Raw genomic sequence first — 13578 nt, forward strand, 5'->3', positions numbered from 1 at the left:
CTACCGCGAATCTAGCACTAGGATTTAGCAGTCGGAGACTTTGAGTGCTAACAACAATTTTGACACCTCAAAGCACAGAGCGCAAACCTCTTGAAAGAACAAACACATTTAATCGCCCATAGCGCACAGATTACGGGGCAACGGCAGGAAGATAATCAGAGGCAAGAACAACATACAACGGGGAAGAACCAGAAGAACGCTCTTGAATATAACCAATACCTAACGCATCAGCCAAAGTATTAGCCTGTTGCTCATAACCGGCAGAATAAAACACTGTCGAAACATATACAGGCGTACCCTTCCAATTCTCTGTCACGGGCACAGGGTATCCTAAAGCCTCCACACGCTGAGTCAGTTCTGCAGCAGCACCCGTATAGGCCGAAGAGTTATAAACCTCAACCTTAATATCAGCAGGGTCAGTAGGAGCATAAGTTGGAGTCACAGCGCTTTCTGAAGCAGTAGCGCTCGCAGAGCCTGTTTCAGAAGCCACCGGAGAAAGAGTGCGTGGCTGAACCACAAACATTACTGCACCCACCAGAAGCGCAAGCGCACCAGCAACAACAATCAGAAGAGTCTGCCTCGTAGCATGAGCATTACCTAGAGGCTCACCACGATAAGCACCACGACGTTTTGAATTTTCAGGTACGTCGTCGAATTCATCATGAGGATACGAGTTCACATTAATCTCCGATAGCTACAAGCAATAGTTCTTCCATCTAGAGTACACAGGCTACAACCTAAAAACCCTTTTATTTTCCGTGGACTATCATCATAAAGAGCTCAAGACACCGAAAATTCAGGGCTTAGAATTGTCGCGTTGTTCCCTTAACCGACGCATCAACGCTGGTTCCTGAGCAATGACACGTGGAGAATCTATCAGTTCGTTAAGAATCTGATAATACGCTGTTGGATTTAATCCTAAACGTTCTCGAATCACTCGTTCTTTCGTCCCAGGATAACGCCAACGCTGCTTCTCTAAAGCAATCATCTTTTCTTCTTGTTCTGTTAGCCCTGTATCAGGAGTATGCTGAGGAGCGTACAACTCAGAAGTATCTTCGCACATATCACTCCCCCATCTTTCCTAACCCGGTATGATAAAAAATCCCATTGTATCTTATGTGTTCTGCCAAATAGCACACATATCATGACGCATAGCAACCATTCAAACGGTGAGAACGGAATCTCATGCCCGCTTTACCCCTTAAAGAAATTATGTCTCCAGACTGGGCTGAAGCCCTAGCCCCAGTAGAACACAATATCCGTGCCATGGGCGACTTTTTACGTCAAGAACACCAAGCTGGACGACGCACACTACCGCCGTCACAACAAATCTTCCGAGCCTTCCAAGAACCGCTAGCACAAGTTAAAGTCCTCATCATCGGACAAGACCCGTACCCCACCATAGGGCACGCCATGGGACTTTCTTTCTCTGTACACCCGCAAGTGCGCCCTATCCCACGTTCACTTCAAAATATTTACCGCGAACTATCCTCCGATATGAACATTACCCCGCCAGAACATGGTGACCTCAGCGCGTGGACGCAGCAAGGAGTACTTCTTCTCAACCGTGTACTTTCTGTTGGTGCAGGAGAAGCCGGATCTCATAGAAATAGAGGGTGGGAAAATATCACCAGCTGCGCAATTGAAGCTCTCGTCCAACGAAAACAGCCGCTTGTCGCCATACTGTGGGGACGAGATGCACGAAATACGAAAACTCTTATCTCACCCTACCCCTGTATCGAATCAGCACACCCATCACCTTTATCGGCATCACGCGGATTCTTTGGATCACGACCCTTCTCAAAAGCAAACGAATTGCTAGTTCAACAAGGAGCAGAGCCTATTGATTGGCGACTTCCGTCGTCAACACCTATAGCGCCCTAAAACGTTAGGCTAACGGTCAAAGACGGTTGTGGAAAGATCTTCTCGTTCACGCCCGAAACGTTGAATCAGCCACTGCATGAGGTAATGCCCCAACGCAACACCTGAAGCCATCGCAACAATAATTGCGGCAGCGGTGATAACGCCGGGCATTGAGTTGAGGGTGTCGGTCTCTACCGTAAAAGAGTACATACCTCGGAATAATGACAAACCAGGTAGGAGGAATGTTAGAGACGGAATCGCAAATATGGCTTGTGGGGCGTGCAGACGGTATGCCAAATATGTGCTGACCATACCAATAACGAAAGCTGCTACCGCCGTATTACCGCGCCCTGCACCTTCTCCCAAGAAAAAGGTGTACACGTGGTAAGTGCTCAGCCCGCTTAAAGTTACTAGCGCAATCCACCACAATGTTTTCAACCGTGCATGAGTTGTAATAGCAATAGCAAGGGTAGCGACTGTCATCCAGAAGATGTTATCGACGATAGTTGGTTTCGCAAAAACCGACTGCGATACGTCAATAGTGGTTGCCGTTGTAATCGATAAGACGGTTACACCGCTAGCGAGTCCCACAACAAGCCCCAAAAAAGACATACCTGTAGACACAAAACGACCCGCAGCAGTTACCGGAAAACCGTTAATCGCGTCTTGCACCGCCGACACTAACCTAAAGGTCGGTAAAAGCATGATGAGTCCGGCAGCAACAATGTGAGGACCAGAGACGTTCAACCCGATACTATGCAAGATTGAGCCGTCATCTGTAGCGTAAATCGCGACGAAGGTAATCACTGCAGCACAAGCAGCCATATTGAAGAAGCTAGGCATTCCCATTTTGTTCATGATTCGAGTAATAAAATGAACGATGACCCATACCATTGCAGATAACGCCGCAGCATAACCGCTACCACCAATACCCATGGTGAGTGTTCCAGCAGCAATAATATTTGCTAACCACACCACCATCGGTGAGTATGGTTTCTTTTGAGCGTTAATCGCATTTAATGTTTTTTCAGCTTCTTCACGGTCAATACCGCGGTGGGTAATTTTATGAATCAGACGGTATATATCAGCCAAAGAAGCATAATTATCAGAGGTGGAACGTACCACGCGCACCACAGTATGGCTGAAACGTTCTTCTTTGAGAGTACGACGTCTTGAATCAAGGATTTCTACATGACCGTCAACGTCAGAAACATAGTTGATAATCACTGATTGATTAGTGATATCCACTTCAACGTCTTCAAGCCCATACGCGGAGCAAACAGCGACAATAGCAGAATCCACATCCATGGCGTCAGCACCATAGTGAAACATCGTTTCAGCAAGGCGTAATGTAAAGTTCAGTACGTCTCGTGCTTGTTCTTTCTCTTGTACAAGCTTCTCACGATCACGTCGGGTCGATAATGAAAACTGGCGTTGAGCAATGCGACCTAAACCACGAATGGGTGCGGTCAAAGAAGGGTCTGCTCGAACAAAAGAACGTAAAGAAGAAGAAACCCAACCTCCCCTAGTGTTTTTAGGTTCGACTTTAGGGATAGACGTTGTTGCAGGGGATACAGAAGGGTAACTACCTTGTTGCATCCCTGTAGCAGAAATCGCTGATTGTTGCGTGGATACAAGAGGAATACCACTAGTTAGCGGGGCAATAGGTTCTTGTTCTGGTGTGCGTAACGGTTCAAAGGGGCTAGAAGCAGAAGACACCGCATGCTGGTCAGGTTGAATTCCCGTAGAGGCATCCCCAAAGGGGCTGTTGGGGGCAAGATTCTCAACCGGAGCAGAAGCAACAGCCGATATGTTCGGACTAAAAGGCGTCTGCTCAACTTGTTTATTCTCTAATGCCTGACGAAGAGCAGTATCTTGTACCCGGTCCAAAGAAATAGCAGGCATATTGCCCGGCATTTTGGTAGGGGTTTTCGTTTCAGGTCGCGATGTTCCAGCTCGAGGAAGTGAGACTGTTGCACCGAACGCTTGCGAGGTCGGTTGTTCTGGCGTTGCTTGGTCAAAGGCAGCGGCGGAGGGGTATGCCTTTTGCTGTAGCTGCTCATCCGAATGAGTGCTAAGAGACATTGCCACCTCCGCCGAGTTGCGTCAAAAGATTTGCCATCACGTCTTATTGTGCTGATGTGTTCTCGTTACACAAAATACAATACGTAGCTGGGCTTATCCTACGGTTTAGTAGAAAGGTTGCCCTGTTTTGCGAACCCAGAGACCACGCATAACCTTCTCAGCAAGACGATTCCATATGGTGTATTTTGCCGGAGAAAGAACATAATCCCAGACACCAACATAGTCAATGACGGTTTTTGTAAAGGATGTCTTAAAAAGACCTAAACCATAGTGATGGTGTTCTTTATTTTTGAGCTGATCTTTAGGCGGAGTACCGCAGAAGTCATAGCTCTTAATGTGGTATTCCTTCATGAGGTCCGTCAAAGCAGTCCACTGTACTTGATGTGAGTCGCCATATTGTTTACGACGAGGCTTAGAACCACCATCTTTATAGGTTCCTTTATCGCCATAACGAATAACGTAAGCACCGACAGAGGGTTCGCCGTCTTCATAGGTGAAGTAGAGGCGTCCTTGACCAGCTTTTTCAAAAGTTGTCCAGAAGTCACGGTAATACTCGTATGACCGGAGGTGGACATTTGCTGAGCCTTGTCCGACAGTGTCCATGAGCGCATACATGGTGCGCATATTCTCATCAGTAAGTTCGACACGTTCCACTTCGCAACCTTCACGAGCAGAACGACGAACGGCGTTACGCCCTCGAGAGTGAAGAGATTTAAGAACATCTTCTTCGCTCTTGTCAGTATCAAGGATGGCAGTAGAGTCGTTAGGCTGAATATTCCATGACTTAACCAGACCAGCTTTTGACAGGACGGCGTTGGTCTGTTCATCAGCGAGAATATCTGGCTCAATTTTAATCAGGAATACGCCAAGTTTATTCTCTTCTACGAAACGCTTACTTGCTTCAAGAATGGCAGGTACATCTTCTACGCTGTAGACGTCTGGGCCTTTAATCATGTACCAGACTTTTCCAAGTGCGGGCACACTTTTTTCAAGAATAAGGTTATAGCTGGTCAGTGAAGTTTCCGCACCTTCGACCTCTGTTGTACCTTCATATACGAGGTATAGAGGTTTCCAGCCGTGCTTAGCTTTTACTGATGCAAATGATGCTGACTGCAAGAGGTTTCCGCCATTGGGGTTAGCAATAACGTGCTCATCCCAGGTCGCTATTTCTTCTGCAGTGGCAAAACGCGCTGTAAATTCTCGCAAGGGCCTCAACTTCCACATCGGTGCAAGGTTTTTCTTGCACTTGTTCTTGTTTGTATCAAACTCTAAGTGTAACGACCTACGCCACCGGAATACAGCCTGACTTGATGTGACAGGAAGCATTTTCTGAGAAATAGGTGCTTAGCGTAGAACGTAATGTCATGACGATGCCCCGCCTCATACATTGCATACAAGACGGGGCATCGACAAATTGTTTAAAGACTACTCAGCGTCGTGGTCGGTCTCAAGAATCTTTACAAGAGATTCGAGAGCTTCCTCGGCGCCTTCGCCTTCTGCGCGAAGAACAACGCGGTCGCCGTGCTTTGCGCCAAGAGACATCAAAGACAAGATGGAAGCTGCGTCCATAGCCTCATCTGCTGGCTCACCTTCAGCGGCGATGGTTACCTCTACGGGAAGGTCGCCAGCTGCTTCTGCGAAGATAGCTGCTGGGCGTGCGTGCAGGCCAACACGGCTTGCGATGGTGGCGATACGTTCTGCCATGATTTTCTCCTTGAGATAAGAGTGCGGGAAAAGTTATCCCACTATCGAGTCTAGGACAGATTGGATAGGTTTTGCACTACCAAACCAGCCTATGTCGGTTTGTTTTTAGAGACCGAGTTCTTCAAGAACAGGGAGTTTCTTACGTGCTGCGTTTTTAGCTTCTGCAGAAGAGATCTGTGCCAAAGCGTCAGCCGCAATTTCTGCCGCTTGTTCTTTAGTAACGGAGCGAAGAACTGCTGCAACAGCTGCCATAGCACCAGCATTCATAGACAAGGTGTCTACGCCAAGTCCGACGAGAACAACAGCTAAGGCAGGATCTGATGCTGCTTCACCACACACCGAAACATATTTTTTGACGCCGTGGGTTTCTGATGCTTTACGTGCACCTTCAACGGTGAGCTTAATCATTTTCAAGACTGCAGGCTGCCATGGGTTGTTCAGGTGAGCAAGGTCGCCCAAAAGACGGTCTGCTGCCATGGTGTATTGGGTGAGGTCGTTGGTTCCGATGGAGATGAAATCAACTTCACCCAAAATAGCTTCAGCGTTTACGGCTGCAGCTGGGGTCTCTACCATGACACCTTTAGTTTTAATGCCGGCTTTGTCCAACATATTCTTGAACTTACGAGCTTCAGAGGTCGTTGAAATCATCGGCGCCATCACCCAGATGTCAGCTTCGGTCGCGTCAGAGGCACGCTTAATAGCTTTAAGCTGGCGCTCTAGAACACCGGGAACAGCGTTATCGGTGCGGAATCCGCGTACACCCAAGGCAGGGTTTTCTTCTTCTGTAACGTTCAAGAAGGGAAGGGGCTTATCTGCACCTGCGTCGAGGGTACGAACAACAATGTGTTGACCAGGGAAAGCATCGAAGACTGATTTGTAGGTCTCTGCCTGAGTCTCTTCACTTGGTTCGGTGTCGTTACCGAGGAAGCCAAATTCGGTGCGGAGTAGTCCAACGCCTTCAGCCTGTTTGCTAGCAGCCTTTTCTGCAGATTTTCCGTCACCAACGTTAGCGTAGAGGGGAACGTGGGTTCCGTCGGCTAGTTCACCCTTGCCAGTGAAGTCAGGTAGAGGCTTACGATTTGCATATTTAGCAGCTGCTTCTTCGTGTTCAGCAGTAGGGCTAGTCTCGATAATGCCTTCGTTGGAATCGATATATACCTTGGTTCCGTTAGGAATTTCGGTAACTCCCTTAGCAGCAACAACAGCAGGAAGGCCAAGTCCACGCGCCAAAATTGCGGTGTGTGCTTGAGGTCCACCGTCAGAAGTAATCAAGGCGATAACTTGAGAGGGGTCAAGAGTTGCAGTGTCGGCAGGAGCAAGATCTACAGCAGCCAAGATGAAAGGCTCATTTGATTTAGGTACGCCTGGTGCTTGCTGTCCGGTGAGTTCTGCCACGATACGAGCACGCACGTCATGAATGTCGGTAACGCGTTCTGCCATGTAACCACCGAGTGATTCCATCTGCCGAGCAAAGTCACTAGCAGCTTCCCAGATAGCACGTTCGGGGGCTAGGCCTTGTGCCTCTACCTTTTTAATAGCGCCTTTAAGGAGTGCGCGGTCAGTTGCCATCTGAGAAGTAGATTTGAGGACGGCTTTTCCATCTCGTCCTGCGCTTTCGGCACGCTCTAGAAGATCGGCTTTGACCGCCTGAGCTGCTTGCTGAATACGCTCAGCGGCTTGTTCTGCAGTTTCGCCTTCAGCTAGCGGCAAGCCTGCTTTAGGTTCTTTGATGGGGTCTGGCATCTGAAGTACCGGACCAATAACGCGACCGGCGTAAACGCCAACGCCTTTATAGGTAGTAGTCATGTAGAGTTCCTCTATTCCTTATGTATCGAAAATATCGCTATATCTTGCGTGTACGTTGAGCAATGCTCACGCCTTAGACAAGATTCCCTTTTTGTTTATAGTTGTGTAGACATCATCTAGAGCAGGCGAGCGCTCCTCCCTTATCAGAAATGATATTGGCTTCTTGAAACGTGGTTTTATGGTTTCAAGAAGTCACTACTTCAGGCCATAGAGAAACTAGAGGGTTATCTCTCGAACGCTCACGGCGTCGGTGCGAGTTTCTGCTACGGTCGAAACTTGAGTACCTGGTAGTGCTGCAGCAGCTGAGCCTTGAGCTACGGCTTGTACTAAACATTCCACGGGGGTTTTGCCGAGTTCGTGGGCGATTAGATAGCCGGCAAGGGCGCAATCCCCTGCTCCGACGGTGCTGCGGACTTTTACAGGTTCGTGTATGGCGTGCCATGCGGCTTCTCGTGTGACGAGAACAGCGCCATTGCTGCCGAGGGTGGCGAGGACGGTGTCGATGCCACGGTCGACTAGCTCTTTAGCTGTACGTGCGGTGAGTTCTGCGTCTTTTTCGAGGGATTCCCAGGCTTCTGGTGTGCCGACGAGTTCAGCGAGCTCTTGGGCGTTAGGTTTGATGAGGTTTGGCATTCCGTCTTGTCCGGTGACTGCGTCACGTAGGGCGGTACCGGATGTATCGACCGCGATGAGTGGGGCTTTTTCTCCTTGAGCTTCGCGAATAGCGCGACCGACTACTGCGTAGTAGTCGCTGGGAACACCCGAGGGTAGGGAGCCTGCAAGAACTAGCCATGAGGCGTCGTGAGTCTCTTTAATTAGGAGGCGTGTGAGTTGTTGTTGTGCCACGTCGTTGAGAGGTTCACCGGGAGCATTGATTTTGGTGGTGGTTCCGTCTGGTTCGACGATGGTGATATTTGAGCGTATGGGCGCGCCGATGGGCATGTTGGTGAAGTTGACGCCTTCTTCGCGTAGGCATCCTAGGACGGCGTCTTCGTCGTCGCCGGGAAGTATCGCGACGGTGTCGAAGCCAGATACTTTGAGGGCGCGGGCGATGTTGACGCCTTTTCCGCCGGGGTCGTCTACAGCGTGTTCAGCTCGTATGACTGCCCCTCGTTGGAGGACTCCGGGCAGTTCTACGGTACGGTCCATGCTTGGGTTAGCAGTTAATGTGATGATCATGCGATCAGTACCTCTACATTGGATTCTTCAAGTGCGGCAGCTAAATCACCGTCTGGAGCTTTATCGGTGATAAGGACGTCGATGTCTTCTAGCCCCGCAAAACGTACTAGTGATTCTCGTCCGAACTTTGCTGAGTCGCAGAGGAGTACCACTCGACGCGCAGATTTTACAATCGCGGTTTTGACGGTTCCTTCGTTAATTCCGGGGGTGCTGAGTCCGAAGTCTGCGTCTAGCCCGTTGACGCCGATAAAAGCGATATCGGGGCGGATGGAGGCAAAGTGTTCTGCAGTGCGTGAGCCGATGGCGGCCCACGTCATTTTTCGGACTTGGCCACCGATGAGGTCTAGAACGATGCCGTCAGCTTCAGCTAGTTTAACGGCGATGTGTAACGCATGAGTGATGATGAGACGGTCTGCCCCAGATTTGAGGCTGAAGTCTTCTGCTGCGATACAATCAGCGAGAATCTGTATCGTTGTTCCAGCGTCAAGAACGATAGCTCCGGCATCGGATTCTTGAAGGAGTTCGTATGCTTTGCGTGCGATACGGTTTTTTTCTGGATTGTTTTCTCGCTGGCGAGATGCGATAGAAGATTCTACGGAGGTAGATTGTTCTACGGTTACAGCACCGCCGTGGACTCGTCGTAGGCGTCCCTCAGCTTCGAGGGCTGCTAAGTCTCGGCGAACTGTTTCCATTGTGACTTCATAACGGCGCGCTAGTTCTGCGCCATTGACTCGACGCGCGGTGGCAACGAGCTTCGCGATTTCAGCGCGGCGTTCTTCAGCGAACATAAGAAAATCACCTTGTATTGTGGAAATGAATAAGCCTTGTGAATTTGATTTTATGTGGGTTTATGTTGTTTCGTCAATGCAATAAGAGACGAACCCACACAATAATATGTGTTGTTATTCTCTCACCCGAGTTAAGCCCTACGACGCAACCGATACGAGGAATACTTCAACGTTACCACCGCAAAGACCCAACCGAGGGAAGCTCCTAAAGTATTAGCAAGAATATCTAAGAAAGAACTTGTACGCTGTGGTAAAAACAACTGAATACACTCAATCGTACACGTTACCAAAAAACCCACAAGCGGCACGTAAGAACGGTATCGTCGCCGAACGAGTAAAGTACCCAGAAAACCTCCTGGCACAAATAAAATAACGTTACTCAACCATTCCACAGTCGAATACGTAAACCAAGACGGCAACCATCCCGCTTCGTGCGAGTGCGCTAAGAACTCAGCCAGCCATAAACCACCGCTATTATCATCAATATGCCTTGGCCAAAGGACGATAAAACCCAATACCAGAAGATATAGCCCAAAACTTAGCTGAGCTGCACGGTATAACAGCCGTTGTGCAGATGGAACAAACATCAAGACCTCGTACTCAAATACCCTATGGTTTACCCACCAGAAGAGGTTCGTTCTCTTCCGCCCAACGGAACAAGCCATCAAGAGGAATCTCCAGAGCCTGAGCATTAGGTACGGTTTCTTTCCATTCTTCTCCTCGAGAAGCAGTTAGCACACGACGAATCAGTGAACCGTGAGAGACCGCAATAATATGTTGTCCAGGATAGTCTGAGACAATCTGACGTAAAGTTTTGATACCGCGAACGTACACTGAACGTTCTGATTCGACTCCTTGATAAAAGGCGTCTGGTTCACGGCGAGCTTCAAAAGAAATATCTTGCCCTTCAGCCTCCCCATAATGACGTTCAACAAGGCCCTCATACGTTCTCGAAACCTCCACACCCAAATAGTTGCCAACAATTTGAGCGGTTTCTAAGGCTCTCGATAGCGGAGAAGACACTATCACATCACAACGAATGCCCTCCTGAGTTAGTTTCTGAGCGGTGTCGAGAGCTTGTTCACGACCAACTTCGTTCAGTTCAATATCGCTAGAGCCTTGCATGAGACTTTTTCTGTTCCAGTCTGTTTGCCCATGACGAATCATTAGCAAAGATCCCGTCAGAAGAGGCTCTACATCATGCATATTTTTTCCTTCGCGCGTTAGTAGGAGTATAAAAGTTCTATCCTTGATAAGACTCAAGGGTGTGAAGTGGCAGTTCAGTCACCGAAGCATTCTCGGGGATACTGTGTTCTTCACCAGTCAACGCCGTCATGATTTGAGCAATCCATAGACCATGGGCCACCACAATAATATGGCGGTTAGGATGCTTGGCAACGATCTCTTTAAGAGCGTTAATACCGCGCTGAATCATCTCAGAAAGAGGTTCAACGTCGGGGAATTGCTCTTGAATATCACGCCAGTGATATTCAGTTGCGACGAGCCCTTCCGCAGCACCGAAGGAACGTTCTTGAAGTCCTTCATGTGTACCAGAAATATCTAGGTTTAGATGCTCACCAATGATTTTTCCTGTCTCATAAGCGCGCGAAAGCGGAGAAGTGACGATTAGTTCCCAAGCAAACTCAGGAGTGTGTTCACGTATCTGTTGCTGGTAGTCAGTGAGATTTTGAGCGGCTACTTGTGCTTGCCCTCGGCCTGTATCATTCAACGGAATATCGCTACGGCCTTGAAAACGACGCTCAACATTCCACGCTGTTTGCCCGTGACGAATCAATACCATGCGAGCAGAAAAATCAGAAGATAAAGAACCCATGCCTCTTATTATCTCAAACTCTTAGAAGAAGCGAAGAGTTTGAAGTATAGAGATAAGGCACAGTTCTTGGTGTATCTTCCACCGACTTCATGAATATGAAACAATGAAGCTATGTTTACTCATTCTGTTGACCCCGCATGGTTTCCTACGTGTGCCGTCTTCGATTGTGATGGAATACTCATCGATTCTGAACGCAGCTGGAATGCCGTCCAAAAACAAATTTTCAAAGAGTACGGAACAGAGCTAACTCCCGATATTGAACGGCAATTAGTCGGGGCGGCAGCTCCCGCGGTCGCCCGCACCCTCGCAGATAAGACACTACCCAACGACGCCACCGAGACAGCAGCAGAAGAACACTACCAGAAAATTCTGCATCATTTGATGAGTGTAGAACACGATGTGATTCGTGATGGAGTTCAGCTCATACCAGGAGCTCGAGAAGTCATGGCATTACTAGCTGAAGTCATGCCGGTTGCGGTAGCTTCCAATAGCAGTCAAAAATTATTGACATACAAAGTCAATCACCACCAATATAGCCAGTACCTTCAAACATGGGTTGGTTCAGATGCGGTTGCTCAACCTAAACCAGCGCCCGATATGTATTTAGAAGCTATCCGTCGCCTCGGCGGAAACCCTGCAGACACCCTCACCTTTGAAGATTCCGCAACGGGAACACGTGCGGCTCAAACAGCTGGAACCGTCACCATGGTGTACACCCAAGATATTGAGCATGCTCCAGCAGCTCAGGGGCATTTCGATAGCTTCCGTGACGAAAAGTTCCTCACCCAAATTAAGCGATGGATAGAGCTATACCGTGAGCACCACCCCAACTCCTAAATCACCCCAACACAACGGGAAGTACGGTCTTCGCTTCGACCAAATGGACGAAGAAGAACTCGAGTATTACCGCGAATTCTGGGAGATACCGCAAACACCCGAAGATACCAACACCGTTGTATCTGAACAAAGACTTATCAACGCAAAAATGCGGATGGTTTCGGGGCTGAGCTTCACGGTCATTCTCATTGGATTGTTAAGCACCACATTGGGACTCCTGAGTTCCTATCTTGTTGCAATAGTCGCAGGGATTGTCATTGTCATCGTCGGGGCCACGATTTTAATGATGGCAAGACGCCGTTATACGAAGCTCCTTGGCACAAGCTATCGAACATTGCACATTCATCGACGCCATAAACGGTGGTTTCGTATCGCCCATGTTCTAGCAGTTCTTGGGGTGCTGTGCGCCATAGCAAGTATGAGCATCATTCCGAAGATTTTTGAGCATGAAGAGATTGCTCTTACCCGAAGCCACGTTGTCCTATGGAATGAGCTTTCATTGCTCTTTCTTCTGGTTGCAGCACTTATCTACGGTATTAACTTCTTATCGGTTTATACCCCTGTCGACGATGATGAAAGCATCATTCGCCCTACCGATTATGCGCAACAACGTCTAGCTCAAGATCTTGCAAAAGATAAAAAACGCCATGACGATGAAGATTTCTACGATTCATCATGGATTAGTGGACGATAACAAAAAGCACTGAACACGCTAGAAGGGGTGGGGTGAAACTCTTAGAGAGTTTCACCCCACCCCTTCTCTGTAACAAACCTTATCGGCGCATCACTTTACGAGCTAACGTGTTACCGACAAGCTGAATGAGCTGAACCAAAATGATAATGATAGCGACAACAGCCCATGTAATCGCATCGTTGAAACGCTGGTAACCATCGACCAAAGCGACTTTACCAAGACCGCCACCACCGATGTAACCGGCCATTGCAGACATATCAACCACACCGATGACTAAGAAGGTGTATCCAAGGATGAGAGGGCCAAGTGCTTCTGGCACCATGACGGTGAAAAGAATACGCATCTTGGATGCGCCCATAGCACGAGCTGCTTCAATCACACCAGGATCGATAGAAACCATGTTTTGTTCAACGATACGGGCAATAGCGAAAGACGCTGCAAAGCACATCGAGAAAATAGCAGCATTCACACCAAGGCGAGTGCCCACAACAATTGAGGTCAACGGCCCTAAAGCTGCCAGAAGGACGATAAAAGGGATAGGGCGAACAATATTAACAACGACGTTCAACAAGATGTTGATGGGTCGATTTGCCAGAATATTCCCTTGTCGTGTGGTGTACAGCAAAGCGCCAATTACTAACCCCACGAAACCAGCAATAATCATCGTAATCGAGACCATATAGATGGTGTCGAATAAGGCGGGAAAGAGTTTTTGGGGTAAGAATTTATCCCAGTCCACGTCATTAGCGGCAAGAAGAGTGCCATTAGCAGTTGTCAAAGCGCTCATC

15 protein-coding genes are annotated in these 13578 nt (G+C 48.5%); 3 read left to right on the top strand and 12 right to left on the bottom strand.

Features of this window, described 5'->3' with window-relative positions:
• Window positions 1–130 precede the first annotated feature (130 nt).
• The gene (locus ACN08X_RS01870) at window positions 131–679 is read right to left on the bottom strand and encodes a LytR C-terminal domain-containing protein (RefSeq protein ID WP_419101026.1); all 549 of its coding nucleotides are present in this window, start codon (window positions 677–679) and stop codon (window positions 131–133) included.
• 117 nt (window positions 680–796) lie between these two features.
• Window positions 797–1063 (bottom strand): DUF3263 domain-containing protein, encoded by a 267-nt coding sequence (locus ACN08X_RS01875; protein ID WP_419107732.1) that lies wholly within the window; start codon window positions 1061–1063, stop codon window positions 797–799.
• A gap of 122 nt (window positions 1064–1185) precedes the next feature.
• Here ACN08X_RS01875 and ACN08X_RS01880 point away from each other — a divergent pair, with 122 nt between their 5' ends.
• Entirely contained in the window at window positions 1186–1884 is a 699-nt protein-coding gene (locus ACN08X_RS01880) for a uracil-DNA glycosylase (protein WP_419101028.1), read from the top strand.
• Window positions 1885–1893: 9 nt separating this feature from the next.
• On the opposite strand, the gene ACN08X_RS01885 is transcribed toward ACN08X_RS01880, so the two are convergent.
• From ACN08X_RS01885 to ACN08X_RS01925, 9 genes are all read right to left on the bottom strand, one after another.
• Complete coding sequence (locus ACN08X_RS01885) at window positions 1894–3948, bottom strand: threonine/serine ThrE exporter family protein (RefSeq protein WP_419101029.1); 2055 nt, start codon at window positions 3946–3948, stop codon at window positions 1894–1896.
• Between the two features lie 105 nt (window positions 3949–4053).
• Window positions 4054–5154: a lipid II:glycine glycyltransferase FemX gene (locus ACN08X_RS01890; protein ID WP_419101030.1), complete on the bottom strand. Its 1101-nt coding sequence runs from the start codon at window positions 5152–5154 to the stop codon at window positions 4054–4056.
• Between the two features lie 219 nt (window positions 5155–5373).
• Window positions 5374–5652: an HPr family phosphocarrier protein gene (locus ACN08X_RS01895; protein ID WP_419101031.1), complete on the bottom strand. Its 279-nt coding sequence runs from the start codon at window positions 5650–5652 to the stop codon at window positions 5374–5376.
• 105 nt (window positions 5653–5757) lie between these two features.
• Entirely contained in the window at window positions 5758–7458 is a 1701-nt protein-coding gene (ptsP, locus tag ACN08X_RS01900) for a phosphoenolpyruvate--protein phosphotransferase (RefSeq protein WP_419101032.1), read from the bottom strand.
• Between the two features lie 216 nt (window positions 7459–7674).
• Window positions 7675–8637 carry a 1-phosphofructokinase family hexose kinase gene (locus tag ACN08X_RS01905; protein ID WP_419107733.1) on the bottom strand — a complete coding sequence of 321 codons (963 nt, stop codon included), beginning with the start codon at window positions 8635–8637 and terminating at the stop codon, window positions 7675–7677.
• Window positions 8634–9425 (bottom strand): DeoR/GlpR family DNA-binding transcription regulator, encoded by a 792-nt coding sequence (locus ACN08X_RS01910; protein ID WP_419101034.1) that lies wholly within the window; start codon window positions 9423–9425, stop codon window positions 8634–8636. The genes ACN08X_RS01905 and ACN08X_RS01910 overlap by 4 nt, the downstream gene beginning before the upstream one ends.
• A 131-nt stretch (window positions 9426–9556) precedes the next feature.
• Window positions 9557–10012 carry a VanZ family protein gene (locus ACN08X_RS01915; protein WP_419107734.1) on the bottom strand — a complete coding sequence of 152 codons (456 nt, stop codon included), beginning with the start codon at window positions 10010–10012 and terminating at the stop codon, window positions 9557–9559.
• Window positions 10013–10034: 22 nt separating this feature from the next.
• Complete coding sequence (locus ACN08X_RS01920) at window positions 10035–10631, bottom strand: histidine phosphatase family protein (protein ID WP_419107735.1); 597 nt, start codon at window positions 10629–10631, stop codon at window positions 10035–10037.
• Between the two features lie 37 nt (window positions 10632–10668).
• Window positions 10669–11259, bottom strand: a complete 591-nt coding sequence (locus ACN08X_RS01925; protein WP_419107736.1) for a histidine phosphatase family protein — start codon at window positions 11257–11259, stop codon at window positions 10669–10671.
• Window positions 11260–11370: 111 nt separating this feature from the next.
• Here ACN08X_RS01925 and ACN08X_RS01930 point away from each other — a divergent pair, with 111 nt between their 5' ends.
• Together ACN08X_RS01930 and ACN08X_RS01935 are read left to right on the top strand one after the other, a co-directional pair.
• Window positions 11371–12096 carry an HAD family hydrolase gene (locus tag ACN08X_RS01930; protein ID WP_419107737.1) on the top strand — a complete coding sequence of 242 codons (726 nt, stop codon included), beginning with the start codon at window positions 11371–11373 and terminating at the stop codon, window positions 12094–12096.
• Window positions 12074–12790, top strand: a complete 717-nt coding sequence (locus tag ACN08X_RS01935; protein ID WP_419107738.1) for a hypothetical protein — start codon at window positions 12074–12076, stop codon at window positions 12788–12790. The genes ACN08X_RS01930 and ACN08X_RS01935 overlap by 23 nt, the downstream gene beginning before the upstream one ends.
• Window positions 12791–12869: 79 nt before the next feature.
• Here the strand turns inward: ACN08X_RS01935 and ACN08X_RS01940 are convergent, their stop codons facing one another.
• A complete protein-coding gene (locus ACN08X_RS01940) occupies window positions 12870–13577 on the bottom strand; it encodes a methionine ABC transporter permease (protein WP_419107782.1) in 708 nt (235 codons plus the stop codon).
• Between the last annotated feature and the right edge of the window lies 1 nt (window position 13578).

This window comes from Rothia sp. P6271 (assembly GCF_048512995.1).
In the GTDB taxonomy this organism is placed as follows: Bacteria; Actinomycetota; Actinomycetes; order Actinomycetales; family Micrococcaceae; genus Rothia.

What these genes read in the sequence shown, in the direction of transcription:
- ACN08X_RS01875 (WP_419107732.1), bottom strand. Translation starts at nt 1,063, where the DNA reads ATGTGCGAAGATACTTCTGAGTTGTACGCTCCTCAGCATACTCCTGAT.
- ACN08X_RS01880 (WP_419101028.1), top strand. Translation starts at nt 1,186, where the DNA reads ATGCCCGCTTTACCCCTTAAAGAAATTATGTCTCCAGACTGGGCTGAA.
- ACN08X_RS01885 (WP_419101029.1), bottom strand. Translation starts at nt 3,948, where the DNA reads ATGTCTCTTAGCACTCATTCGGATGAGCAGCTACAGCAAAAGGCATAC.
- ACN08X_RS01895 (WP_419101031.1), bottom strand. Translation starts at nt 5,652, where the DNA reads ATGGCAGAACGTATCGCCACCATCGCAAGCCGTGTTGGCCTGCACGCA.
- ptsP (WP_419101032.1), bottom strand. Translation starts at nt 7,458, where the DNA reads ATGACTACTACCTATAAAGGCGTTGGCGTTTACGCCGGTCGCGTTATT.
- ACN08X_RS01905 (WP_419107733.1), bottom strand. Translation starts at nt 8,637, where the DNA reads ATGATCATCACATTAACTGCTAACCCAAGCATGGACCGTACCGTAGAA.
- ACN08X_RS01910 (WP_419101034.1), bottom strand. Translation starts at nt 9,425, where the DNA reads ATGTTCGCTGAAGAACGCCGCGCTGAAATCGCGAAGCTCGTTGCCACC.
- ACN08X_RS01915 (WP_419107734.1), bottom strand. Translation starts at nt 10,012, where the DNA reads ATGTTTGTTCCATCTGCACAACGGCTGTTATACCGTGCAGCTCAGCTA.
- ACN08X_RS01920 (WP_419107735.1), bottom strand. Translation starts at nt 10,631, where the DNA reads ATGCATGATGTAGAGCCTCTTCTGACGGGATCTTTGCTAATGATTCGT.
- ACN08X_RS01925 (WP_419107736.1), bottom strand. Translation starts at nt 11,259, where the DNA reads ATGGGTTCTTTATCTTCTGATTTTTCTGCTCGCATGGTATTGATTCGT.
- ACN08X_RS01930 (WP_419107737.1), top strand. Translation starts at nt 11,371, where the DNA reads ATGTTTACTCATTCTGTTGACCCCGCATGGTTTCCTACGTGTGCCGTC.
- ACN08X_RS01940 (WP_419107782.1), bottom strand. Translation starts at nt 13,577, where the DNA reads ATGAGCGCTTTGACAACTGCTAATGGCACTCTTCTTGCCGCTAATGAC.